This is a genomic window from Enterobacter chengduensis, from assembly GCF_001984825.2.
Taxonomy (GTDB): domain Bacteria; phylum Pseudomonadota; class Gammaproteobacteria; order Enterobacterales; family Enterobacteriaceae; genus Enterobacter; species Enterobacter chengduensis.
The window spans coordinates 1418509-1442649 of the sequence record NZ_CP043318.1 but is presented as its reverse complement, the minus strand read 5'-3'; the positions used below and the strand labels follow the sequence as shown (position 1 = coordinate 1442649).

Genomic DNA, 24141 nt, shown 5'->3' with positions numbered 1-24141 from the left:
AATTCAGCACAATACTAGCCTAGCACCATCGTACTCAACCGACACGTGCAGCAGCGCCTTCCCTGCTCGTCGAAGACCACAATCTCCCAGCTCTGGCTGGTACGCCCCAGATGCAGCGGCTGGCACACCCCGCGCACCTTGCCTCGAGATACCGCACGGTGGTGCGTCGCGTTCAGCTCCGTTCCCACCACGCTCTGCCCGTCACGGGTCATCAGAAATCCGGCCATTGAGCCCAGCGTTTCCGCCAGCGCCGCCGAGGCCCCGCCGTGCAGCAGGCCAAACGGCTGGTGGGTGCGCGCGTCCACCGGCATCTCCGCTTCCAGCGTGTCGTCACCGATGCGGGTATAGACAATGCCGAGATGCGCCACCATTGTGTTCAGGCTGGTGGCGTTCAGCTCGTCGAGCGATAAATGACGTTTCCAGATCATTTATGCCCCCAGCGTGGAGCCGCCGTCCACCACGATATCCTGCAGGGTGATGTGGCTGGCGGCATCGGAGGCCAGGAACAGCACCGTGCTGGCGATCTCCTGCGGACGGGCGATTTTTCCCAGCGGAATGCCGAGCTTGAACTGCTCGCCAAAGCCGCGAATGCGCTGCTGTTCCGCATCGTCGCTTTTCCACAGGGTGCGCTGCATGTCGGTGTCCGTTGAGCCCGGCGACACCAGGTTACAGCGCACGCCGCTGCCCGCCAGCTCCAGCCCCACGGTCAGGGCGAGGCTTTTCAGCGCCGCTTTCGACGCACCGTAGGCGCTCATGCCGATGCGCGGCGTATGTGTCGCGTCAGAGGCCACGGTGACGATCGCCCCGCCCTGCTGACGGCGGAACTGGCCCATCGTCTGCTGGAACAGGTTGAACGCGCCGCCGACGTTGACCGCGAAGGTCTGCTGCCAGTCCGCCTGCGAGAGCTGGTCCGTCGCCCCCATGCGCAGAATGCCCGCCGCGTTGACCAGCACGTCCAGGCGTTCACGCGACGCCAGCACGCGCCCGCACACCTCCTGCACCTGCCCGGCATCCGCCACGTCCAGCGTTTCGGTGGTAAACGGATAATCGCCCAGCGGAAACGCCAGATCGAACCCGGTCACCTGCGCGCCCGCTTCGGCAAACGCCAGCGCCGTCGCATAGCCAATGCCTTTACCCGCCCCGGTCACCCAGACGGTTTTACCGGTGAAATCCAATCCCATCACTTCACCTCGCGGGAGAGCAGCGCCCACCAGGCGTCGAGGGTGGGATTTTTTGCCAGCATCACGAAGTCGATATCGCCGTGGACTTTGCGCCAGCGGGCGGCCAGCGCCATCATGCGCACCGAATCCAGACCGTAGTCGATCAGGTTTTCGTCATCCATCGGCTCGTCGGACTCGTCCAGCAGCGTCAGGATAAGCTCGCGCAGCGCGGCCTTCGAGGCCGGAACGGACGGCAGCAGCTCGTCGGTCATCACCACGCGGCCCGAGCGTCCGGCCACATAGTTCAGCGACATCAGATGCTCGTCGCGGGTGAAATCCGCCAGCGCGTCGGCAATGAAGAACGGCTTGATGTCGCGCATAAAGGCGTCGGTGGCGGTGGTCATGCAGCCGATGTGGGCGTACACGCCGGTAATCAGCAGCTGGTTGCGGCCCGTCTCCTTCAGCATCTGCTCCAGCGGAGAGCGGTGAAACGCGCTGTAGCGCCACTTCACCAGCACCGTGTCCGCTTCGTCCGGCGTCAGTTCAGCCACGATGCGCTGCTGCTCGGGGGAGCGGGTCAGGCCCGGCCCCCACATGTCGTTCAGCAGGGCGCGATCTTCGTCGCTCTGCTCTTTTGGCTGCGCGGTGTAGTACACCGGAATATTGTGCGCTTTGCAGTACGCGCGAAGCCTGGCGATGTTCGCCACCACCTGCTGCATCATGGCGCTGTTTTCGCCCCAGAAGTTCAGGAAATACTCCTGCATATCGTGGATCAGCAGCGCCGCACGCTCGGGCTCGAACGCCCAGCTCACTTTACTGGTCGGCAGCTCTGCGGCGGTCGGCAGCGCGTAAGCGGTTAATTTTGGAATGGCCATATTCTGTTCCTCAGCCCCGGGCGCGTTCAGCCAGCCACAGGCGCAACTGTTTCTTATCGACTTTGCCGACCGGCGTCAGCGGAAGCGCATCCACGCTCTCCACGCGGTCAGGCAGCTTAAATTCGGCAACGCCCTGCTCGCGCAGGAAGCGGCGCACCTCCACCGCGCGCAGGGGCTGTTTCACCACCAGATACGCGCAGCTCTTTTCGCCCAGCAGGCTGTCCTCCATGCTCACCAGCGCGGCGTGGATCACCGACTCGTGGCGCAGCAGCAGGTTCTCGATCTCTTCAGCCGCGATCTTCTCGCCGCCGCGGTTGATCTGATCCTTCTCGCGCCCCTGCACGGTGATGTAGCCCTGCTCGTCGATGGCGATCAGATCGCCGGAGCAGTAAAAACCGTCGGCGTCGAAGGCGCTGGCGTTGTGCTCCGGGCTGTTGAAATAGCCGCGGAAGGTGTACGGCCCGCGCGTCATCAGACGCCCGACCTCCCCGCGCGGCAGCGGGTTGCCTTGCTCGTCCGCCACCCACACTTCGTCGTCCGGACACATCGGACGCCCCTGGGTATGGATGATGCGTTCCGGCGCGTCGTCGAGGGCGGTGTAGTTCACCAGCCCTTCCGCCATGCCGAACACCTGCTGCAGCTGGCAGCCAATTTCGGCCGGAATGCGCGCCGCGAGCGTGGCGGACAGCCGCGCGCCGCCCACCTGAAGCAGCGTCAGGGAGGCAAGCTGCGCGCTCCCCGCGCCGTCGGCAATCGCCTGCAGCCACAGGCTCACCGCCGGGGGAACCAGCGAGGTGACGGTAATCTGATGCCGTTCGATCAGCGGGAAGCAGAGCGTGGCGCTCGGATCGTTCGCCAGCACCACGCAGCCGCCCGCGGTGAAGACCCCGAGCGATCCCGGCGAGCTCATGGCGTAGTTATGCGCCGCGGGCAGCGCGTTCAGATAGCGGGTATGCGCGGTAATACCGCAGATCTCGTTGCTGCGGCGGATGCTGTAGTCGTAATCGTTGTGCGTGCGCGGAATAAGCTTCGGCGTGCCGGTGCTGCCGCCGGAGAGCTGGAAGAACGCCACTTCGTCGGCGGGCGTCGGGTTCGGGATAACGCTGTCCGCCGGGCGCGCAATTGCCGCCTCCAGGGCGTGTTCGCCCCTATCGCCGCGCAGGAGTACGACGCGTACCGAGCGGTGGTCATCTACGAAGGCGTTGAGGAAATCATTGCCCGCAAACAGCGCGTGGTCGCGATCGGCAATCAGCACGGCGGGCTTGATCTGCTCGGCGTAGGCGTTCAGCTCGCTGCGCTGGTGGCTAAAGAGCGCGTTGACCGGCGCGACGCCAATTTGCAGCAGCGCAAAGAAGGTGATGTAGAACTCGGCCACGTTGCCGAGCTGTACCAGCGCGGTCTCGCCGCGGTGCAGCCCCTGCGCCTGGAGCACGTACGCGAGGTTGTTCACCGCCTGATTAAAGGCGCGGTAGGTAATGTGACGCTCGCCGTCGATAATCGCCACCGCGTCGCTGTCCGCACGATCCGTCAGGATGTGGGTCAGCGGCCGATCCTGCCAGTAGCCTTTTTCACGATAGCGGCGGGCAAAATCCTCAGGCCAGCGGGTGAAGGGAATGGTCATCAGTCTTCCTTAGTGCAGGCCAAACACGTTGAGCATGGTGGAGAGCTTCACGCCCGTCTCGCGCCACTCGCCCACCGGCGAGGAGGCGGGCACGATGCCCGCGCCGGCAAACAGGCGAACGGTATTTTTATGCAGACGCGCGCAGCGGATGGTGACCACCCACTCGCCGTTGCCTTCGCTGTCGCACCAGCCGACGATGCCGCCGAACAGCTCGCGGTCGAACGGCTCCAGCTCGGCAATCAGCTCCTTCGCCGCCTGATGCGGGAAGCCGCTCAGCGCCGGGGTCGGGTGCAGCAGGCAGGCCAGCGTCAGGGCGTTTTCGTTTTCACGCGCCTCGCCTTCTACCGGCGTCGCCAGGTGCCACAGCGTCGGGGTGGTGATGAGCTGCGGAGAAGACGGCATGCTCAGGTGATGGCTGCGCGGCGCCAGAATGGCCTTCATCGCCTGAGTGACCAGGTCGTGCTCGTGGCGATCTTTTTCGGACGCCAGCAGCTTGTTGCCCGCCTCGCGATCCAGCACGTCGTCCGGCTGGCGGCGCGCGGAGCCTGCCAGCGGCAGCGAGCTAAAATGCGCGCCCTCTTTGCGCAGCAGCAGTTCCGGGCTGGCGCCCAGCAGCACGCCCCCGTCCTCCAGCGGCACGTGGAAGTTGAAGCTCGCCGGGTTCTGGGCGATCAGGCGCTCCATCAGGGCACCGCTGTCCAGCTTTTTGTCGGTCGCGATATCAATCAGGCGCGACAGCACCACCTTGTTGACCTGCGGCGTGGCGGTGAGCGACGCCGCGCGAGCAACCATCTCTTCGAACACGGGCTGCGGCGGGATCTCGGTGCGTTGTTCCACCTTCAGCGCCTGCAGGCCGGAAAAATAGCGCGCGGACTGCTGTCGTGCAGGACGGGAAAAGCTCTGCCAGCGCTGCGGAATAAACAGCGACGACGGCTTGCGGGTATCAAAGGGAATGGCTCCCACCATCACCGGGTGAGCAATACCGCTGGCTTTTGCATTTCGGAAAGCCTGGGCTAATTTCTGCTGGAAGTGACCCATCGGATCGTCGCCGCCGACGGCGGGTTCACTGAAGCGAGCAAAACAGCCGGACGTGGTAAAACTGCGGTAAGGCGACATAAAGAAAAAGCTGTCTGACGGCAGCGTGGTCGCGGCGTGCTGAACTTCCTCAGCCAGGGACGTGTCCATATCATCCTCCACAAACGATAAAAGAAGCAATAATGATTATCATTTATATTTTCGTCGGCTAACCTAATCCCACAGCGCCCCGCTGTCAACCGTCGGGCAAACAACTTCTGCGACAAACGCTTGCATCCCGTTGCCGCAACCATGAAAATGAGAAGCATTATCTTCAACAGAAACAGGATGTGCGCTGTGAAATTCCCCGCTCTTTTCCGTAATACCCTGCTTTTACCTGGACTTTTTGTTTTAGGACTTGCCTCAGCCGCTGCCGCCGACTGGCCGCGTCAGGTGACCGACAGCCGCGGCGTGCACACGCTTGAGAGCAAACCGACGCGCATTGTCTCGACCAGCGTAACCTTAACCGGCTCCCTGCTGGCGATTGACGCACCGGTCATCGCCAGCGGCGCGACCACGCCGAACAACCGCGTTGCGGATGCGCAGGGCTTCCTGCGCCAGTGGGGGGATATTGCAAAACAGCGCAAGGTGGCGCGGCTGTACATTGGTGAACCCAGCGCAGAGGCGGTGGCCGCCCAAATGCCGGATCTGATTTTAATCAGCGCCACCGGCGGGGATTCGGCGCTGGCGCTGTACGATCAGCTCTCCGCCATCGCCCCCACGCTTATCATCAACTACGACGACAAGAGCTGGCAGGCGCTGCTGACCCAGCTGGGCACCCTCACCGGACAGGAAAAACAGGCCGCCGGGCGCATAGCCGCATTTGATAAACGGCTCGCCCAGGTGAAACAGCAGATGACGCTGCCGCCGCAGCCGGTCAACGCCATCGTCTACACCGCCGCCGCGCATTCCGCCAACCTGTGGACCGCCGAATCCGCGCAGGGCAAGCTGCTGCACCAGCTGGGCTTTACGCTGGCGGAGCTGCCCGCCGGGCTGCACACCTCCCAAAGCCAGGGGAAACGCCACGACATTATTCAGCTGGGTGGAGAAAACCTGGCGACGGGGCTGAACGGCGAAGGGCTGTTCGTGTTTGCCGGTGACGAGAAAGACGTGGCGGCGATTTACGCCAACCCGCTGCTGGCGCATTTGCCTGCGGTGCAGAACAAGCGCGTGTGGGCATTGGGCACGGAGACGTTCCGCCTGGATTATTACAGCGCGATGTTGGTGTTGCAGCGTTTGGAGGCAATTTTCAGGTAATAACTGCGCCCGGTGGCGCTTCGCTTACCGGGCCTACGGGTGCAAAATGTAGGCCGGGTAAGGCGCAGCCGCCACCCGGCAAATCACGCCGGAGCACTCTCCTTCCTGAACCGACGCAATTCCGCCAGCGTCGCCAATAAAATCACGCCAATAATCGCCAATACGAAACCGCTGCTGCTCGCCGATGCCGCCGGGCTCATTATCGCCCCCAGCCCGCCGAGGATCGCTGCACCGATGGCATCCCCCGTGACGTTCTGCGCGGTCCACAGGCCGTTGATGCGCCCGAGCATCCCTTCCGGCGTCTGGGTCTGGATCAGGGTGTACTGCAACAGTGAGCTGATGGCGCTCAGCCAGCCGAAAATCACCAGACACATCACCCCCAGCGCCCACACCGGCATCAGGCTAAAGAAACCCACGGCGATAAACGAGGCCAGCGTGGCAAGCAGCATAATCAGCCCCGGACGCGCGCTCTGCGCCAGGTTGCCGCTGGTCAGCGCCCCGCACGCCGCGCCGAGCGGAATAGCGGCGTAGAGAATGCCGATCTCCGAGGCGCTCATCCGCCACTCGCCCGCCAGCGCCGGGTAGAGCACGCGCACGGCGCTCGCCATGGTCAGCAGGCCGCCGAGCAGCGCAATGCCGCCAATCAGCCGGTTGCTGAACAGAAAACCAATGGCCGCCATCAGGGACTTAAGCGGATGCTCGCGCGGCTGCGGCGGAGGCGGCAGCAGCGGCAGGCGCAGCAGCGTCAGCGTGGTAATGAAGGTCCCCGCTGCCGCCAGGCCGTAGTTCCACGCCACGTTGCCGGTCGCCAGCAGCAGGCCGCCCACCATCGGCGAAATCACCGAGCCGAGGCGCACGGTGAGCATGGTGATCGCCCCCGCCTGCATCAGGTTTTCACGCCCGACCAGCGCGGGGGTGGCCGCCAGCAGCGCCGTCACGCCCAGCGAGGCAAAAAAGCCGTCCCACAGCCCCAGGGCATAAATCGCGATCAGCGACGGCTCCGGCAGCATCGCGTTCAGGCACAGCCCGATAAAGCCCACGCCGCAGGTGCCGCGCGCCAGCAGGATCAGCCTTTTACGCTCGTAGCGATCCGCCAGCACGCCGCCGACCATCAGGCCGATAAACATCGCCCCGCCGGTTAAGGTGACGGATAAGCCCACCAGCCAGCTGGAGTGCGTCATGGCCTGGATCTGGACCGGCACGGCCACACCGAGCAGCCCGAGGGACAAAATGGAGATAAAGCGTGCGATAAACACGGCGCGATAGGCCGGGTGCGTTTTGAGCAGGCTGAGGTTGAGCAGCCAGGATTTTTGATTCATGACAAAGCCTTGAGTGTAATTCTACCCATTCCATGGGCGCACATGCTAACATAGCCAAACAAGATAGATAACGATAATCACTATCATTATCAATTCATGGATGTTGCTATGTCGTTTTCCCCTTTTTCGGTGCGCGCCATTGCCGTGCCCGTTTTATTGCTGCTGTTAATCCTTGCGGTTGCGCTCAGCCTGCTGGTCGGCGCGAAGCCGCTGCCCGCGTCCGCTATCGTTGATGCACTCTCCGGTACCTGCCAGAGCGCCGACTGCGTCATCGTGCTCGACGCCCGGCTGCCGCGCACGCTCGCCGGGCTGCTGGCCGGCGGCGCGCTCGGCCTTGCCGGTGCCCTGATGCAAACCCTCACCCGCAACCCGCTGGCGGACCCCGGCATTCTCGGCGTCAACTCTGGCGCCAGCTTTGCCATCGTGCTCGGCGCGGCGCTGTTCGGCTTCACCTCTCCGTCCGAGCAGCTGGTGATGGCCTTTTGCGGCGCGCTGGCCGCATCGCTGGTGGTGGCGTTTACCGGCAGCCGGGGCGGCGGTCAGCTAAGTCCGGTACGCCTGACGCTGGCGGGCGTGGCGCTCGCGGCGGTGCTGGAAGGCCTATCCAACGGCATCGCCCTGCTCAACCCGGACGTTTACGACCAGCTGCGCTTCTGGCAGGCAGGCTCGCTGGACATCCGCACCCTTGAAACCTTAAAAGTGGTGGCGCTTCCGGTTATCATCGCCGCCGCCGTGGCGCTGCTTTTAAGCCGGGCGCTCAACAGCCTGAGCCTCGGCAGCGACACCGCCACCGCTCTCGGCAACCGGGTAGCCCGCACGCAGCTCATTGGCCTGCTCGCCATCACCGTCCTGTGCGGCAGCGCGACCGCCGTGGTCGGGCCAATCGCCTTTATCGGCCTGATGATGCCGCATATGGCACGCTGGCTGGTGGGAGCGGATCACCGCTGGTCGCTCCCGGTCGCGCTGCTGGCAACCCCGGCCCTGCTGCTGCTTGCCGACGTGCTGGGGCGCCTGCTGGTGCCCGGCGAGCTGCGCGTCTCGGTGGTCAGCGCCTTTATCGGCGCGCCGGTGCTGATATTCCTGGTCCGCCGTAAACGCGGAGGTGGCGCATGATGGCTCCGTCCCGTCGCTTAATCACCAGCGTCTCGCTGCTGAGCATTGCCATTCTGCTGCTGGCGGTCTGGAGCCTGCGCAGCGGCGCGGTAACGCTTGATTTCGGGCAGATCTTTCACGCCCTTACGGGCAGCGCGCCGCGCAATATCACCCTGGTGGTCACCGAATGGCGACTGCCGCGCGTGGCGATGGCGATTCTGGTGGGCGCGGCGCTCGGCGTGAGCGGTGCGATATTCCAGTCGCTGATGCGCAACCCGCTCGGCAGCCCGGACGTGATGGGCCTCAATACCGGGGCCTGGAGCGGCGTGCTGGTGGCGATGGTGCTGTTTGGTCAGCACCTGACGGCCGTTACCTTTACGGCAATGGCGGGCGGCATTCTGACGTCCTTACTGATCTGGCTGCTGGCCTGGCGCAACGGTATCGACACCTTCCGTCTGATCATCATCGGGATCGGCATCCGCGCGATGCTGATGGCCTTTAACACCTGGCTTCTGCTGCAGGCCTCGCTGGACACCGCGCTCTCCGCCGGATTGTGGTACGCCGGTTCCCTCAACGGCCTGACGTGGGGCAAAACCTGGCCCGCCGCGCCGCTGATTTTGCTGATGTTTATCGGCGCGCTGCTGCTGGTGCGGCGCATGCGCCTGCTGGAGATGGGCGACGACAGCGCCTGCGCGCTGGGGGTAAGCGTTGAGCGCTCGCGCCTGATGCTGATGCTGGTCGCCGTACTGCTGACCGCGGCCTCCACCGCGATTGCCGGGCCAATCTCCTTTATTGCTCTCGTCGCCCCGCACATCGCGCGGCGGCTTAGCGGCACCGCGCGCTGGGGACTCGCCCAGGCGGCGCTGTGCGGGTCGTTATTGCTGCTGGCCGCCGACCTCTGCGCCCAGCGGCTGTTTATGCCTTATCAACTGCCGGTGGGCGTGGTAACCGTCAGCCTCGGCGGGATTTACCTCATCGTCTTGCTCGTTCAGGAGTCACGCAAGAAATGACAGACACAACCACCCGCTTGCGCGGCGAAAACCTTACCCTTGGCTACGGCAAAAAAATCATTGCCCGTGACTTATCCGTCACTGTTCCGGACGGCCACTTCACGGCGATTATCGGCCCGAACGGCTGCGGGAAGTCGACCCTGCTGCGCACGCTGAGCCGCCTGATGACGCCGGTTGAAGGGAGCGTGTTTCTGGACGGGGAGCAGATCCAGCGCTTCGCCAGCAAAGAGGTGGCCAGGCGCATCGGATTGCTGGCACAAAACGCCACCACGCCGGGGGACATCACGGTGCAGGAACTGGTTGCACGCGGGCGCTACCCGCACCAGCCGCTGTTTACCCGCTGGCGCAAAGAGGACGACGAGGCGGTGAACCGCGCGATGCAGGCGACGGGCATCACCGACCTTGCGTTGCAAAGCGTAGACACCCTCTCCGGCGGACAGCGTCAGCGCGCGTGGATTGCGATGGTGCTGGCGCAGGAAACGTCGATCATGCTGCTGGACGAGCCGACAACCTGGCTCGACATCAGCCATCAGATAGACCTGCTGGAGCTGCTGAGCGAGCTGAACCGCACGCAGGGGTATACGCTGGCGGCGGTGCTGCACGATTTAAACCAGGCGTGCCGCTACGCCACGCACCTGATTGCCTTGCGCGACGGGGAGATTGTGGCGCAGGGCGCGCCGAAAGAGATTGTCACGCCGGATCTGATCGCGCGGATCTACGGCATGCGCTGCATGATTATCGACGATCCGGTGGCGGGTACGCCGCTGGTGGTGCCGCTGGGCAAGCGTGCGGTTTGATGTCCCCTCACCCTGACCCTCTCCCCAAAGGGGAGAGGGGACGATTACACCCTCTCCCCTCTGGGGTGTACAGTCCGGGGACATAGTGAACACTTGTTCGGGGACATGGTAGACACTTACAACTAAGGCATAAGAACCCGTTTATGGAGTCGCTTATGCCGTGGGATGCGAGAGATACCATGTCATTACGTACCGAGTTTGTTTTGTTCGCCTCGCAGGACGGGGCGAACATCCGTTCCCTCTGCCGCCGCTACGGCATTTCACCTGCTACCGGCTACAAGTGGCTTCAGCGCTGGGCTGTCGAGGGCGAACCCGGCCTGCAGGACCGCCCCCGCACGCCGCATCATTCCCCCAACCGCTCGTCTGACGACGTCACCGCCCTGCTGCGCATGGCCCATGACCGTCATGAACGCTGGGGCGCCCGCAAGATTAAGCGCTGGCTGGAAGACCAGGGACACCGTATGCCTGCCTTCAGCACTGTCCATAACCTGATGGCCCGTCACGGCCTGCTGCCCGGCACGGCTCCGGGTATTCCGGCCACCGGACGGTTCGAACATGACGCCCCGAACCGGCTCTGGCAGATGGATTTTAAGGGGCACTTCCCCTTTGGCGGCGGCCGCTGCCATCCGCTCACCCTGCTCGACGACCACTCCCGTTTTTCCCTGTGCCTCACACACTGTACCGATGAACGGCGTGAGACCGTGCAGCAACAGCTGGTCAGCGTCTTTGAACGCTACGGCCTGCCGGACCGGATGACGATGGATAACGGCTCACCGTGGGGCGACACAACCGGCATCTGGACGGCGCTGGAGCTGTGGCTGATGCGTCTGGGTATTAAGGTGGGTCACTCCCGGCCATATCATCCGCAGACGCAGGGCAAGCTGGAGCGTTTTCACCGCAGCCTGAAGGCGGAAGTGCTGCAGGGGAAATGGTTCGCGGACAGCGGCGAGCTGCAGCGTGCCTTTGACCACTGGCGGACGGTCTATAACCTTGAACGCCCGCACGAGGCGCTGGATATGGCGGTCCCGGCCTCACGCTATCAGCCGTCTGCGCGGCAGTACAGCAGCAGCGTGACGCCCCCGGAATACGATGAAGGTGTGCTGGTCAGGAAAGTGGATATCAGCGGGAAGCTGAGCTTACAGGGAGCCAGTCTGAATGCAGGAAAGGCGTTCAGGGGAGAACGGGTGGGGCTGAAGGAGACGCAGGAGGATGGCTGCTATGAAGTGTGGTGGTACAGCACGAAAGTGGGGGTGATCGACCTGAAGAAAAAGTCGATCACCATGGGTAAAGGATGTTAAAAAGTGTTCACCATGTCCCCGAACACCTGTCTACCATGTCCCCGGACCGTACATGGGGAGAGGGCTGGGATGAGGGGGTTTTAACGTTATCCCAAAATCTCCCTCAACACCGGCCCAATCTTCTCAAACGCCTGCGGTGAAATGATGTCCACGTGGGCGCAGTCCTGGCTGTACACCTCAAGCTCTGCCACCCACGGCGCCCAGGCGGCCTGCGGATCCATCGTTCGCGTGCGCTCGGCGACAAACAGCGTCGCCTTACCGTCAAAGCGCGCGCTGTGCGCCGTGGTGAGCAGCCGCACCGCGTCGGCGTAGTTGCCTTCAATCGCGTTAAACAGCTCGCTTGAGCCCTGCCCCTGCTGGGCGGCGATAAACGCCTGACGCTCGCGCTCGATTTCAGCCAGCACTGCCGGGTCGAGGCCGTTGGCCTCTTTCTCTGACCAGTTCTGGGTTTCCGGCGGCCAGGTATCCAGCAGGCCGAGGAATTTAACCTCTTCACCCTGCTCGCGCAGGCGGGCGGCGATCCCCTGCGCCAGCGTGCCGCCGAGGGAGTAGCCGAACAGGTAGTACGGCCCCTGCGGCTGCCGCGCGCGCAGCGTTTTCAGGTGATGTTCGATCACCCCGTCCAGGTCCGCACACTGCTGCATCGGCCCCTCCGGACGCGGTGACTGAATGCCCATAATGGACCAGCGCGGGCCGAGGTAGCGCGCCAGCACGCTGAACTGCCAGGCAAAGCCGGACGCCGGATGGAAGCAGAACAGCGTTGGGCCATGGCTTTGACGCAGCGGCAGAAGCGTTTCATACCCCAGACGCTGCGCCTGTTCATCGCTCATCTGCGAGTCCAGCAGCGCGCCGAGCTTGTTCACCGTCGAGGCGACCATAATCAGCCCCGGCGTCACCTTGCGGTCAAACGCGCGGCTAAGCTGCGCCGCCAGGCGCATCGCCAGCAGCGAGTGGCCGCCGAGGGCAAAGAAGTCGGCTTCGATATCGTTCACCTCGCAGCCCAGCAGCGCGGCGAACGCCTGCGCCACGGCGATTTCGGTGTCCGTTTGTGGCGCGCGTCCTGACGTTTTACCGGTCAGCTCCGGCAGCGGCAGCGCCTTGCGGTCGAGCTTGCCGTTCGCGCTGAGCGGCAGCGCGCTGATTTGCAGCAGCACCACCGGCACCATATGCGGCGGCAGCTGCGCCTTCAGCAATTCCAGCAGCGCGACGCGATCCAGCGGTAAGCCGGATTCGGAGACAACGTATCCCACCAGCTGGCGGGCATCGCCCCCCGTTGCCGCTGCCTGGTTGAAGACGCAGGCATGCGCCACGGCCTGGGCTACGTCCGGCAGGGCAAGCATCGCCCGGTCGATTTCACCCAGCTCGATGCGCTGGCCGCGAATTTTCAGCTGGTCATCGCTGCGGCCCAGATATTCCACCGCGCCGTTATCCAGCCAGCGGGCAACGTCACCTGTGCGGTACATCCGCTCGCCGGGGGCAAACGGGTCGGCGATAAAGCGGCTGGCGGTGAGGTCCGGACGTCCCAGATACCCCTGCGCCAGCTGAATGCCGGTGAGGTAGAGATCGCCCGCCACGCCGAACGGCACCGGGCGCATCATGGCATCCAGAATGCGCAGCCCCGTGTTCCACACCGGGAAGCCGATCGGCACGCTATTGCCTTCCACCGCCGCCAGCTCGGGGCCGTAAGCCGGATACCAGCTGACGTCCACCGCCGCTTCGGTCGGGCCATAGAGGTTATGCAGCGGCACGCGGGTGAGCTGTTCCCACTCGCGGCACAGTTCGGTCGGCAGCGCTTCGCCGCTGCAGAACACCTGCTTAAGCGTCCTGCAGCAGTCGACGTTTTCCGGCGTCAGCGAGGCGACAAACGCCGCCAGCATCGACGGCACGAAGTGGGTGGTGGTCACGCCGTAGCGGGCGAAGAAGCTCTGCATCGCCTGCGGATCGCGGTGCGCGTCCGGCTCGGCCATCACCAGCTTCGCCCCGGCGATAAACGGCCACCAGAACTCCCATACCGACACGTCAAAGCTGCACGGCGTTTTCTGCGCCACCACGTCGCTCGCATTCAGCGGATAGCGATCCTGCATCCACATCAGGCGGTTGACGATGGCGGTATGCCCCACCATGACCCCTTTCGGGCGGCCCGTCGAACCCGAGGTAAAGATGATGTACGCCGTCTGCTCCGGCTTCGCCAGCCGCAGCGGTTCAGCACCCGCGGTCGGTAACAGTGTGTTGTAACTAAACGTCGTAATCGACAGATCGCTAAAGCGCGGAAGCTGCTCGTCGGTGGTAATCAGCAGGGAGGGCTTCGCGTCCTCCAGCATCATCCGCAGGCGGTCGTCCGGGTAGCCGGTGTCGAGCGGCAGCCACGCGGCGCCGGCTTCCACAATGCCGTGCAGGGCCAGCGTCAGGAATACCGAACGCGGGAGGGCAACCGCCACGCTGTCACCCGGCTTCACGCCGCGCTCGCGCAGCAGGTTTGCCAGCGCGACCACCTGCTCGCGCATCTGGCGGTAGTTCAGCTCGATGTGCGCGTCCGCCAGCGCGGGGGCGTCCGGCGTCCTGCTCGCCTGCTCCGCCACCCTATCCGCCAGCGTGGTGGACGGCAGCGCCAGCCCGGTATCGTTGATGCGCGCCAGCTGCGCGTATTCCTGCTCAGATACCGTTTCCACCTCGCCGCAGCGCAGGTCCGGGTTGGCCGCAATCTGCATCAGCATCGCGTTCAGGCGCGCCACGTGACGGGAAAGCGTCGCTTCATCGTAACGCTGCTTATTGGCGAGGACCTCTATGCTCAATCCGCCCTGCTCGTCCGGGAACAGCGCCAGCTCCAGATCGTTCACCGGGCCGGTTGCCAGCGTGTGGGTAATGGCCTCCACGCCGTCGATATCCAGCTGATAATCGAACACCTTGACGTTCAGCACCGGGCCAAACAGCGCTTCGTCGCCCGCCGCTTTCCCGCCGTCGCGCACGATCTGCTCGGCGTCGTAGCGCTGGTGGCGGCGCATTTTTTTCAGCTGGTTTGCCAGGCGCAGCGCCAGCGCCGGGAGGTTCTCCTGCGGATCGATACTGACCGCCAGCGGCAGGACGTTGAGCACCGGCCCGGTCGCGGTGAGCGCCGCGGAACCCATGCGGCGCATAAAGATAAACCCGGCGGCGTAGTCCAGCCGCCCGGTCAGGCGGCCCAGCCACAGCGCCACCAGCGCAAGCGCCAGATCGGTGCGCTGCACCTGTCCTGCCGCCTGAGCAAGCTGGCTAAAGGCGAGGCCGTCGGCGGCAATCTTCAGGCGCAAAATATCGGTGGTAGCGGCGCGTCCCGGCAGCGGCGCGGAGGAGAGCGAGACCGGCGAAGGCAGCCGCTTGCGCTGCTCGGCCCAGAAGGCGCCGTCGCGCCGGTACGCCTCGCTGTCGCGATAGCGCTGATACTCTTCCACCACCTCGGCAAACGGCGTAAACGGGGATTCAGGCGTAGGGTCGCCCTTCTTCCATGCGGCGTAAATTGCGGCGATCTGGCGGGTAATGGCCGGGAAGCTGAAGCCATCCACCACCAGATGGTGATAGCGCTGATACCAGTACCAGTGGTTTTCACCGACCTGAATCAGCTGGTGAAACGCCAGCGGCTGACCGCTGTCGACGCGCAGGTTCTGGTTAAGATCGGATTCCATCAGCGCCACGGCGGCGGCGTGGGAATCTACGCAAACAACGGACGGCGCCGGCAGCATGACGGCGTCATCCACCCACTGCCACACCTCACCGTTATCTTCGGCAAAACGCATCCGCAGGGTATCGGCCTGCATCATGCCAGCGGCAATGGCCTTTGCCAGCAGCGGCGCGTCGATATCCCCTTTCAGCGCGGTGTAGTGCGCCACGCTCCAGGCGTTGGGCAGCGTGGACAGCTGTTCCGCCATCCAGATGCCCGGCTGGGCGGCGACGAGAGGAAGACGGTTCATGCGATCTCCCCCGCAAAATGAGACGGTTCAAGCGTTTGCCAGTGCCCGGCCAGCCACTGCTGGCACGCCTCCAGAGACTGCGCTTCGCACACCGCGCGCCAGCCTGCCGGTAGCCCGCACTGCTGCGGCCACAGGCTGTACTGCCCCCGGTCGTTTTGCAAAATGGCAAACTGTCCCTGCGGATTATCGAAAGGATTGCTGAATTCCATACAGACTCCGTTAGTGAATGAACGGCTGCCAGAGGGTCATCAGCCCCTGCGTCAGCCCACCGCGCCAGCACAGCGCGTCGTGTCCGCCGTCAACCTGACGCCAGTAAACCTGCTGCGCGTGCAGTTCGGCGTAAATCGCCTGGTTTGCGCGGAAGATAAGCGGTTCGTTGCGCCCGGCTTCAAGAACGATGCGCAGTCCGCGTGCGGTTTTTTCACCCGCTTTAAGCTGCCCGATGAGCATCCCCTCCTGCTGCCCACCGCGGTGCGGCCACCAGTACGAGCCGGACTGGCTGAGCACGCAGCCAAAGCGCTGCGGCCAGTTGAGGCCAGCATAAAGAGACGAGAGGCCGCCAAAGCTCTGGCCCGCCACCACGGTAAGGTCGGCGCGGTCGCTAAATGGCGCGAGATTTTTTACGCGGGGGAGAAGCTCTTCCTGCACCGCCAGCCAGAACTCGGGGTTGCAGGGCAGCTCGCGGCTGCGATGTTCTGTGTCGATCGCGTCGATTAATACGTAAACCGCAGGGGGCAGCTGGCGCTCGGCGGTGAGCGACGCCAGCGCGGGCCAGACCGGCATGCTTTCGGCCCAGAACTGGCCGTCGAGCAGCACCGCCAGCGGGCGCTCGGGATTGTCGTCCCCGGTGGTAAAAATCCAGACGCGGCGGCGATTTTTCAGGCGTGCGCTGTCCCAATCGATGCAGACCGGCGCGCCGTGGGGCGTATCGGGATGATTCCAGCCCGGCTGAACCGGCGCTTGCGGCATCTCCAGCGCGGAAACGGCATGGCCGCGCCCGCCGCGCCAGCTCTGCGGATTCAGCGGGTCGGAAACCGCGTGCGGCAGCAGCTTGCGCCAGCCTTCGCGCAGCGCCATGCGGTCCGGCTGCGCGCCTTCAAACACGACGCTGGCAAAATCATTTTCATTCACGGAAGGGATAAAACAGTAGCTCCCGCGCCACTCGGGGCTGAACTCGCCCTGCCACTGCCAGACGTCGGTATCGGGAATGCGTTCGAGGGACTGCGGGCGGGCATTTTGGTGGTGATCGGTCACGCCGGTAACGTAGAGCCATACGCGTTCGATCGGTGACGAATCTTGCGTTCCTTTCGGGTCTCGCCACCAGAACGTGACGCGATATTTTCCCTTTTCAGGCTTCCATTCCGGCCCGTTTTTCGACTGCCACCACGCTTCACTTCCCGTTGTTAACGCCGTCACCCTTATAACCTCATGTTTAACAGACTTTTTTGTCTCAGGACAAATTTTATTGATAATATTATTGATAACTATTTGCATTTGCAATAGCGTATTGCCCGCGCTGTGGGAAGCGCGTTCATAAATAACCATAAAAGCGGGACGTACAATGAATAAGAAGATTCACTCTCTGGCCTGGCTGGTCAATTTAGGGATTTATGGCGTCGCGCTGCCCGCCATGGCAGCCGACAACGCCGCCTCTGCACAGCACGAAGACACGATGGTGATTACCGCCGCCGAGCAGAATCTGCAGGCGCCGGGCGTATCAACCATCACCGCCGATGAGATCCGTAAAAACCCGCCCGCGCGCGACGTGGCGGAAATCATCCGCACCATGCCGGGCGTTAACCTGACCGGGAACTCCACCAGCGGCCAGCGCGGGAACAACCGTCAGATTGATATCCGCGGCATGGGGCCAGAAAACACGCTGATCCTGATCGACGGCAAGCCGGTCACCAGCCGTAACTCCATCCGTCTCGGCTGGCGCGGCGAGCGCGATACGCGCGGCGATACCGGCTGGGTGCCGCCGGAGATGATCGAACGCATCGAAGTGATCCGCGGTCCTGCCGCCGCGCGCTATGGCAACGGTGCGGCAGGCGGCGTGGTCAACATCATCACCAAAAAATTCGACGACCAGTGGCACGGCTCCTGGAACACCTACCTGAACGCGCCGGAGCACAAGGACGAAGGTTCCACCAAACGCACCAACTTCAGCCTGAGCGGCCCTCTGGGCGGCGACTTCAGCTTCCGCATGTTCGGCAATCTTGACAAAACCCAGGCCGACGCGTGGGACATCAACCAGGGTCACCAGTCCGATCGTACCGGTGCCTACGCCGACACGCTGCCGGCAGGCCGTGAGGGTGTGGAAAATAAAGACATCAACGGCGTGGTGCGCTGGGACTTCGCGCCAATGCAGTCGCTGGAATTTGAGGCGGGCTACAGCCGTCAGAATAACCTCTACGCGGGTGATACCCAGAACACCAACAACGACAACAGCTCCAGCGGTCTGGTGAAGAAGAACTACGGCAAAGAGACCAACCGTATTTATCGTCAGAACTTCGCGGTGACCTGGAACGGCGGCTGGGATAACGGCATCACCACCAGCAGCTGGGCGCAGTACGAACACACCCGCAACTCCCGTCTGGGCGAAGGGCTGGCGGGCGGACTGGAAGGCCTGTTCAACAGCAATAAATTCACCGACACCGATCTGGCCGACGTGATGCTGCACAGCGAAATCAACCTGCCGATTGATTTTCTCGTCAACCAGAACCTGACCCTGGGCACCGAATGGAACCAGCAGCGCATGAAGGACTCGACCTCCTTTACGCAGACCCAGCAGGGCGGCGCCATTCCGGGCATGAGCAACGACCGCAGCCCGTACACCTCGGCGGAGATCGTCTCCCTGTTCGCCGAGAACAACATGGAGCTGACCGACAGCACCATGCTGACCCCGGCCCTGCGCTTCGACCACCACACCATCGTCGGCAACAACTGGAGCCCGTCCCTGAACCTGTCGCAGGGCCTGGGGGATGACTTCACGCTGAAGATGGGTATCGCGCGCGCCTACAAAGCGCCGAGCCTGTACCAGACCAACCCGAACTACCTGCTCTACAGCAAAGGCCAGGGCTGCTACGCCAGCTCCGACGGCGTGGGCTGCTACATGATGGGCAACGACGACCTGAAGGCGGAAACCAGCATCAACAAAGAGATTGGTCTGGAGTGGAAGCGCGACGGCTGGCTGGCGGGCGTGACCTGGTTCCGCAACGACTACCGCGACAAGATTGAAGCGGGCTACGCGCCGATTGGCCACACCTCTTCCGGTAAGGTGCAGACGGATATCTACCAGTGGGAAAACGTGCCGAAAGCGGTGGTCGAAGGGCTGGAAGGCTCCCTGAACGTGCCGGTCAGCGACACCATCAACTGGACTAACAACATCACCTACATGCTGCAGAGCAAGAACAAGGAGACCGGCGATCGTCTGTCGATCATCCCGGAGTACACGCTGAACTCGACCCTGAGCTGGCAGGTGCATCAGGACGTGTCGCTCCAGTCGACCTTTACCTGGTACGGCAAGCAGCAGCCGAAGAAATACAACTACAAAGGTCAGCCTGTGACCGGGTCTGAGAAAGACGAAGTCAGCCCGTACAGCATCGTTGGCCTGAGCGCGACCTGGGACATGACCAAAAACGTCAGCCTGACCGGCGGCGTGGACAACGTCTTCGACAAGCGCCAGTGGCGCGCGGGTAATGCCCAGACGACCGGGAATGCTACCACCGGCGCGTATATGTATGGTGCGGGGGCGTATACGTATAATGAGCCGGGCCGCACGTGGTATATGAGCGTGAATACAAGATTCTGATACTGGCAGTGACTTCCCCCTCTCCCTGTGGGCTGAGGGATCCCCAGTAATTTTTCTTGAAGCGATGAACATTGCTTCAGATAAATGAATAACTTACAGCGATGCCCTGGTCCGGCTGTAAATCGCTGAGGCGTTTTCTGTAGGCCGGGGCGAGGCGCATGGATGCGCCGAGAGGGCGGCTTTAAAGGGACGTTTCCTCCGCCCGTCCCCGACAAGCCGGAAGGAAAAAGCCGAAGGTACCGCGAGGTGGCGATTGAGCCACCCTGGCACGTTCACCGGTCGTGTCGTTACAGAGTAGCAAGAAACATAACGTGAACGGAATGACCACCACAGCCGTATGTTCCCCCTCACCCCAGCCCTCTCCCTCCAGGGAGAGGGGGTCGTCCGTGCAGGTATAACTTTGTGGGGATTCCTCAGCCCTGTGGGAGAGGGCCGGGGTGAGAGCATCAGGCCGCACTATTCGTTGAAAAAGGGGAAACCATGCACACCACCCACAGCACGTTCATCCTCGCCGATCGCACCATCCACCGCGTCACCTTCGATCCCACCACCTTCACTGACGCGGATCTCCTCTGGCTCCCCCACCACGCTGAGCTTTCAAACGCCGGACGCAAACGCAAAGCCGAGCATCTTGCAGGCCGCATCGCCGCCGCGCACGCCTTGCCTGACCACGCCGTGCCCGGCATAGGCCCCTCCGGCGAACCGCTCTGGCCGGAGGGATTTTCAGGAAGCATCACCCACAGCGGCACGCAGGCGATGGCGGTTGTCGTCCATCATCCAGATGCGCTGGTGGGTATTGATTGCGAAGCCGTTCTTCCAGACCATGAAGCCCGAGAAATCCAGGACGGCATCATTGATGCGCAGGAAGCGATGTGCCTGACGCGGTCGGGCTACCCCTATGCGCTGGCGCTGACGCTGGCGTTTAGCGCAAAGGAGAGTTTGTTTAAGGCCCTCTTCCCGCAGGTGCGCTCATGGATGGGTTTTGACAGCGCTAGCGTCACACAGCTCGACGATAAGTCACTTACGCTGGCGTTGACCCGTCAACGCGCGGGCTATGTCAAAGGCACCGTCTTCACACTTTACTGGCAACAGCACGGCGAACAGGCCATCACCCTGCTGCCACACTCTCCTGTCGGCGTGCCTTAACGCTGATCACCACCAACGGGTACCGAACCTGCCGGAAAAAATGTTCCCCATAAACGTATCCTGCTTGATTCGGCTGTTATCTTTCAGGTATTCAGTGGGGACCGCGCAGAACAGACCGGATGCGAGGCCATTTCAAATAAAGCGTTAACGATAGGTCATGGTAAACGACGCCGTGGCGCTCACCGAACCCGATTGCGCATTCGCTGAGGTCATGTAATACGCGGCCTTAAAGGGAATATTGACAACTTCCCCTGGCGAAGTCGTCGTGCCGTATTTAATAAGCTTGCCGAACTGCACGGGCGAATCATTATATTTCAGCTGAATGCCCAGGCCTTTTGCCGTCGAGCTACTGTTTAACCCCAGGACGCCGTTGGCAGCATCGGCAAGCGGGCTGACGTTATCCAGCGTTACATTCACCGCGGTCTGTTCACCACAAATAAGCGGGATGGAAAACGTTACCGGATTCTGGGTGCTGCCGACGCCGTTAAACTTCGGCAACAGCGCAATCCCCATATTGATATTCAAATTTTTATCCTGAATCTGACAGGATGCAGTGCTGATGTTCATCGGCGAAAAGATATATTTATAAAGCGGCAGGCGTTTAATGTTATTACTGACCGGCGTGCTGTATTCCATATTTAGCGTCAGCGCCGGTATTGAGCCCGTCGCGGGGGTAGTGCTGGTTTTAATCAGCTCGAAGGTATCCGTGAACGTTGATACGCCATTCTGGAGGATCCCTCGCCTCCAGCTCGCATTATTGAGGTTCATCCGGGTGACAAACTCGCTGCTTTGCGTGGTGCTGGAAAAGTTCTTCAAGCGGATGCCGATGCCTGGAACCTCCGTCGCCCGCACGTTCGCCAGCGGCGAGGCGCCATAATCCGCATTCGTCCCCGAGAGCTGAATAAACCACGAGCCATCATATCCAATTTGCTGGCCCTCAGGATCACACGTCATGGGGTTAACGGTGGTTATCGTCGCTAAAACCGTTCCAACGGGCGCATCCCGCTGAACGACAATATTCCGATCAACGTTCACCGCGACGTCGTTTGCAGAACACAGCGCAAAAGCATTCAGAGATATAGCGCTTCCCACTGCAGCCGTCGCGATTTTCATTACGGTGGACATCATAAGTTCCTTCATTTAGGTGAGGCGTAGGCCTTCTCTCGCCAAAGTCATCATGCGCATCGAGGCCATGAGAAATTTAACGGCATGCCGCGGTGGTACGCTGAATTTTCCCCGGTAAGGCGTTCAAGGTTATTTTGGCGCGGCAGGTTTTCGCCCCCCACCTTACCGTGATAGTGTCCCCATCATTCAGGCCGCTCATATAAACCTCGCCATCGCTTCCCACAATGCTCATCGTGTCGCTTTGGTTAAGCTTTACCATTGCGCCAAAGGGCACCGGCGAGTTTTGATACAGGAGCGTTATCAAGGCCCTGTACCCCGTTCGCGCGTTGAATGTGGCGCGCACCACGGCACCACGCGTCGGCACAACGTTGACCACGGATTCGGCCACATCCACGTCCGGTCCCAGCGAGCCGGTGTCTATCGCAATCCGGTTTTCCTGGTAGGCGCTGGCATAGGGCACCACCGCGTAGCCGCGCCAGTCCGTTCTAACGCCGGGGTTGTTGCGTACCCTTACGCCGGGCGCGCCCTGCGCCTCCAGCAGCACAACGGTATCTCCCAGCGGCTGCGAGAAGGTCACGCCGTGTTCATGACCCACGATCCCCCCCTGCAGGCCGAAGTTCAGCTGGCTATTCTGTCGGCTATGGTTGTAACCTACGCTCACGGTGCCGTAGCCGCCCTTATAGGTTCCACTCACGGCGCTTCTCGACTCCCCGCCCGACGAGGTATAGCCCTGCTGGACCAGGTAGCTCAGATTGTTATCGGCAAGCGCGGTGCCGCTCAGCCCCACCTGATGTGTTTCAGAACCGTTCTTTTGCATATTCACGCTGTAGCTGGCCCAGCTTTGCGGTAGCCATTTGCTCAGCGGCACCTGCAGGCTAAAGGCCAGAATCTGGTCCTTACGGTCTTTGCCCGGCGTTTCGCTATAGGTGTAGCCGAGCGAGTAATTGATATCGCGAATACTGGTGTTAAAGCCGGTGCTGACGTTGCGCTCATAGCCCTGCCTGCTCCAGTAGTCCTGCTGGTATGCTGAAATATAAAAGTTCCCCCAGCTTTGCAGCGACTGACTGAGGTTCAGCTGCAGTCGGCTTCGCTTGTTGTAGCGCTGGCTGCTAAATTCATTCACTTCCTGGAAGGTATAAAACCCTTCCGTAGAGTAGCGATAGCTGGCGAGCGTCACGGTGGTATCGGTCGTGGCCACCGTTTTCGAATACTGCACGCGATAGGACTGCCCGCGGCTGCGGCGTTTTTTCTCATCATCAAGTTGGCTGTCGGCAACGGTAACGTCTGCCGACAGCGAGCCAATGTCGCCAAAGCTGAGACCCGTACCGAGCACGCCGGACGCATAGTTGCTCGCCCCCAAAACGCCACCGTACAGCGTGAGATGATTGGAGAGGCCATAGGCCAGCGTGCCCAGGCCAAATGAGGGGGTTTCCGCGCCATGCTTCGTTGTTCGATACTCCCCTGCGCTCAGCGCATACTTCACGCGGCCTTCCCGCAGCATGACGGGAACCGCAGAGAATGGCTGCACGAAATGCTGGACGCTGCCGTCGGCTTCGGTGACGACAATCTCCAGATCGCCGCTCGCCGAGGTAGGATAGAGATCGCGAATTTCAAAGCTGCCGGGCGCCACGTAGGTTTGATAGACCGTGTAGCCGTTTTGCTTCACGGTGACCGTGGCGTTGGTGCGGGCGATCCCTCGAATGACAGGAGCGAAGCCGCGCATGCTTTCCGGCAGCATGGTGTCATCAGAAAAAATCTGCGCACCGCGAAACATCACGCTGTCAAACACGTCGCCCGGGGTACTGGTTTCCCCCACCTGGAACTGCCCCCTCAAAAACTGGACGTCGCGGCTCAGGGTCGTATTCAGTGATGAAAACGACTGTTTTCCGTTGTTCTTGGTCACGGTGCTGTAGTTGCGCAGGCGCCACGGTCCCGCGTTAATACCGCTTTGCAGGTTGGTATAAAGCTGATCCTGCGCCTCACCGTCCCGGCTCCAGCTGCGCGACCCGTTGATGCTGTAATTGACCAGCAGCGCAGAAATGCCCTGGTTCCAGAGTGACGGATCAACGGTGCCGCGCGCGCGCGCGTTGAGCGCCGATTGAGGGATAGAGATATCCAGCCTCTGCCTGTCAAAATCCAGCCGGGCGGTAGCGTCCGGTATGAATGCGCCGGGGTCGGTAATAATCGTCTCGACCGGCAGCATGGCTAATTCAGGAAATGCTTTGACCCTGACGCCGAGCGACTCAAGCTCTCTGCGATTAAGTTCCGGCGCCAGCCCGATGCCGTTTACAGGAACAAAAGAGATATTTTCCGTTCGGATATAATTTTCATTAAGCCAAATTTCTACCCTGTAGGTGCCGGGTAACTGCTCTCCGCGCTCGAAGCGGCCCAGATCGATGCCCTGGGAAGTCGAGTGTATTTTTTCAAGCGCATCAGCCATAAAATAGAGTTCGCCCGCGCCTGCGGGAAAAACGCCCGAAATAAAAAGCGCTATCGTCGAGAGTCGACTTACGCGGTGAGGCCACGAGCCAGAGAAAAAACCATATCGAGAATAAGAAACAATATTCACTTTGCTTACCTGCGCGAGTGACATAGCGTGTTGTTAATATTTT

The 24141-nt window shown here is 62.1% G+C and carries 18 protein-coding genes and 1 pseudogene; 7 read left to right on the top strand and 12 right to left on the bottom strand.

What is annotated here, in order from left to right; genetic code table 11:
- Positions 1–14 precede the first annotated feature (14 nt).
- The 5 genes from entH to entC are packed head-to-tail and all read right to left on the bottom strand — an operon-like array spanning position 15 to position 4841.
- Positions 15–428 (bottom strand): proofreading thioesterase EntH, encoded by a 414-nt coding sequence (gene entH, locus FY206_RS07110; RefSeq protein ID WP_032638764.1) that lies wholly within the window; start codon positions 426–428, stop codon positions 15–17.
- Positions 429–1184: a 2,3-dihydro-2,3-dihydroxybenzoate dehydrogenase EntA gene (gene entA / locus FY206_RS07105; RefSeq protein ID WP_032638762.1), complete on the bottom strand. Its 756-nt coding sequence runs from the start codon at positions 1182–1184 to the stop codon at positions 429–431.
- Positions 1181–2035 carry an isochorismatase gene (locus FY206_RS07100; RefSeq protein WP_032638760.1) on the bottom strand — a complete coding sequence of 285 codons (855 nt, stop codon included), beginning with the start codon at positions 2033–2035 and terminating at the stop codon, positions 1181–1183. Before FY206_RS07100 ends, entA begins: the two co-directional genes overlap by 4 nt.
- Before the next feature lie 10 nt (positions 2036–2045).
- Entirely contained in the window at positions 2046–3656 is a 1611-nt protein-coding gene (gene entE / locus FY206_RS07095) for a (2,3-dihydroxybenzoyl)adenylate synthase EntE (protein WP_032638758.1), read from the bottom strand.
- A 9-nt stretch (positions 3657–3665) separates the two neighbouring features.
- Positions 3666–4841: an isochorismate synthase EntC gene (entC, locus tag FY206_RS07090; protein WP_032638756.1), complete on the bottom strand. Its 1176-nt coding sequence runs from the start codon at positions 4839–4841 to the stop codon at positions 3666–3668.
- A 186-nt stretch (positions 4842–5027) separates the two neighbouring features.
- Between entC and fepB the strand changes: the two genes are divergently transcribed.
- The gene (gene fepB, locus FY206_RS07085; protein ID WP_032638753.1) at positions 5028–5987 is read left to right on the top strand and encodes a Fe2+-enterobactin ABC transporter substrate-binding protein; all 960 of its coding nucleotides are present in this window, start codon (positions 5028–5030) and stop codon (positions 5985–5987) included.
- A gap of 83 nt (positions 5988–6070) precedes the next feature.
- Here the strand turns inward: fepB and entS are convergent, their stop codons facing one another.
- Positions 6071–7306 carry an enterobactin transporter EntS gene (gene entS / locus FY206_RS07080; RefSeq protein WP_032638751.1) on the bottom strand — a complete coding sequence of 412 codons (1236 nt, stop codon included), beginning with the start codon at positions 7304–7306 and terminating at the stop codon, positions 6071–6073.
- Between the two features lie 108 nt (positions 7307–7414).
- On the opposite strand from entS, the gene fepD reads away from it, so the two are divergent.
- The 4 genes from fepD (at position 7415) to FY206_RS07060 (ending at position 11503) form a co-directional block, all read left to right on the top strand.
- Positions 7415–8419 carry a Fe(3+)-siderophore ABC transporter permease gene (fepD, locus tag FY206_RS07075; RefSeq protein WP_032638749.1) on the top strand — a complete coding sequence of 335 codons (1005 nt, stop codon included), beginning with the start codon at positions 7415–7417 and terminating at the stop codon, positions 8417–8419.
- Complete coding sequence (fepG, locus tag FY206_RS07070; RefSeq protein WP_077064588.1) at positions 8419–9408, top strand: iron-enterobactin ABC transporter permease; 990 nt, start codon at positions 8419–8421, stop codon at positions 9406–9408. The genes fepD and fepG overlap by 1 nt, the downstream gene beginning before the upstream one ends.
- Positions 9405–10205 carry an iron-enterobactin ABC transporter ATP-binding protein gene (gene fepC, locus FY206_RS07065; RefSeq protein ID WP_032638745.1) on the top strand — a complete coding sequence of 267 codons (801 nt, stop codon included), beginning with the start codon at positions 9405–9407 and terminating at the stop codon, positions 10203–10205. Before fepG ends, fepC begins: the two co-directional genes overlap by 4 nt.
- Positions 10206–10360: 155 nt before the next feature.
- Entirely contained in the window at positions 10361–11503 is a 1143-nt protein-coding gene (locus FY206_RS07060; protein WP_032643811.1) for an IS481 family transposase, read from the top strand.
- An 86-nt stretch (positions 11504–11589) separates the two neighbouring features.
- On the opposite strand, the gene entF is transcribed toward FY206_RS07060, so the two are convergent.
- Genes entF through fes form a run of 3 tightly spaced genes read right to left on the bottom strand, consistent with a single transcriptional unit; the run spans position 11590 to position 16863 of the window.
- Positions 11590–15447: an enterobactin non-ribosomal peptide synthetase EntF gene (gene entF / locus FY206_RS07055; RefSeq protein WP_032638740.1), complete on the bottom strand. Its 3858-nt coding sequence runs from the start codon at positions 15445–15447 to the stop codon at positions 11590–11592.
- Positions 15444–15656 (bottom strand): MbtH family protein, encoded by a 213-nt coding sequence (locus FY206_RS07050; protein WP_032638738.1) that lies wholly within the window; start codon positions 15654–15656, stop codon positions 15444–15446. The genes entF and FY206_RS07050 overlap by 4 nt, the downstream gene beginning before the upstream one ends.
- 10 nt (positions 15657–15666) lie before the next feature.
- Entirely contained in the window at positions 15667–16863 is a 1197-nt protein-coding gene (fes, locus tag FY206_RS07045; protein WP_032638736.1) for an enterochelin esterase, read from the bottom strand.
- A 145-nt stretch (positions 16864–17008) separates the two neighbouring features.
- On the opposite strand from fes, the gene FY206_RS07040 reads away from it, so the two are divergent.
- Both FY206_RS07040 and entD read left to right on the top strand, forming a co-directional pair.
- Complete coding sequence (locus tag FY206_RS07040) at positions 17009–19258, top strand: TonB-dependent siderophore receptor (protein ID WP_032638734.1); 2250 nt, start codon at positions 17009–17011, stop codon at positions 19256–19258.
- A gap of 480 nt (positions 19259–19738) precedes the next feature.
- Entirely contained in the window at positions 19739–20404 is a 666-nt protein-coding gene (gene entD, locus FY206_RS07035) for an enterobactin synthase subunit EntD (protein ID WP_032638732.1), read from the top strand.
- Positions 20405–20425: 21 nt separating this feature from the next.
- Here the strand turns inward: entD and FY206_RS07030 are convergent.
- The 3 genes and pseudogenes from FY206_RS07030 to FY206_RS07020 all read right to left on the bottom strand — a co-directional run.
- Positions 20426–20524 (bottom strand): annotated as a pseudogene (locus FY206_RS07030) (metal ABC transporter permease); the annotation flags it as partial.
- A gap of 24 nt (positions 20525–20548) precedes the next feature.
- Positions 20549–21532 carry a fimbrial protein gene (locus FY206_RS07025; protein ID WP_243144152.1) on the bottom strand — a complete coding sequence of 328 codons (984 nt, stop codon included), beginning with the start codon at positions 21530–21532 and terminating at the stop codon, positions 20549–20551.
- Positions 21533–21605: 73 nt separating this feature from the next.
- Positions 21606–23969 (bottom strand): fimbria/pilus outer membrane usher protein, encoded by a 2364-nt coding sequence (locus tag FY206_RS07020; protein ID WP_032638729.1) that lies wholly within the window; start codon positions 23967–23969, stop codon positions 21606–21608.
- Positions 23970–24141: the final 172 nt, after the last annotated feature.

Coding starts and splice junctions, on each gene's coding strand:
- FY206_RS07050 (WP_032638738.1), bottom strand. CDS start 15,656: ATGGAATTCAGCAATCCTTTCGATAATCCGCAGGGACAGTTTGCCATT.
- entE (WP_032638758.1), bottom strand. CDS start 3,656: ATGACCATTCCCTTCACCCGCTGGCCTGAGGATTTTGCCCGCCGCTAT.
- FY206_RS07060 (WP_032643811.1), top strand. CDS start 10,361: ATGCCGTGGGATGCGAGAGATACCATGTCATTACGTACCGAGTTTGTT.
- entH (WP_032638764.1), bottom strand. CDS start 428: ATGATCTGGAAACGTCATTTATCGCTCGACGAGCTGAACGCCACCAGC.
- fepD (WP_032638749.1), top strand. CDS start 7,415: ATGTCGTTTTCCCCTTTTTCGGTGCGCGCCATTGCCGTGCCCGTTTTA.
- FY206_RS07040 (WP_032638734.1), top strand. CDS start 17,009: ATGAATAAGAAGATTCACTCTCTGGCCTGGCTGGTCAATTTAGGGATT.
- entD (WP_032638732.1), top strand. CDS start 19,739: ATGCACACCACCCACAGCACGTTCATCCTCGCCGATCGCACCATCCAC.
- entF (WP_032638740.1), bottom strand. CDS start 15,447: ATGAACCGTCTTCCTCTCGTCGCCGCCCAGCCGGGCATCTGGATGGCG.
- fepC (WP_032638745.1), top strand. CDS start 9,405: ATGACAGACACAACCACCCGCTTGCGCGGCGAAAACCTTACCCTTGGC.
- entC (WP_032638756.1), bottom strand. CDS start 4,841: ATGGACACGTCCCTGGCTGAGGAAGTTCAGCACGCCGCGACCACGCTG.
- FY206_RS07100 (WP_032638760.1), bottom strand. CDS start 2,035: ATGGCCATTCCAAAATTAACCGCTTACGCGCTGCCGACCGCCGCAGAG.
- entS (WP_032638751.1), bottom strand. CDS start 7,306: ATGAATCAAAAATCCTGGCTGCTCAACCTCAGCCTGCTCAAAACGCAC.
- FY206_RS07025 (WP_243144152.1), bottom strand. CDS start 21,532: ATGATGTCCACCGTAATGAAAATCGCGACGGCTGCAGTGGGAAGCGCT.
- FY206_RS07020 (WP_032638729.1), bottom strand. CDS start 23,969: ATGGCTGATGCGCTTGAAAAAATACACTCGACTTCCCAGGGCATCGAT.
- fepG (WP_077064588.1), top strand. CDS start 8,419: ATGGCTCCGTCCCGTCGCTTAATCACCAGCGTCTCGCTGCTGAGCATT.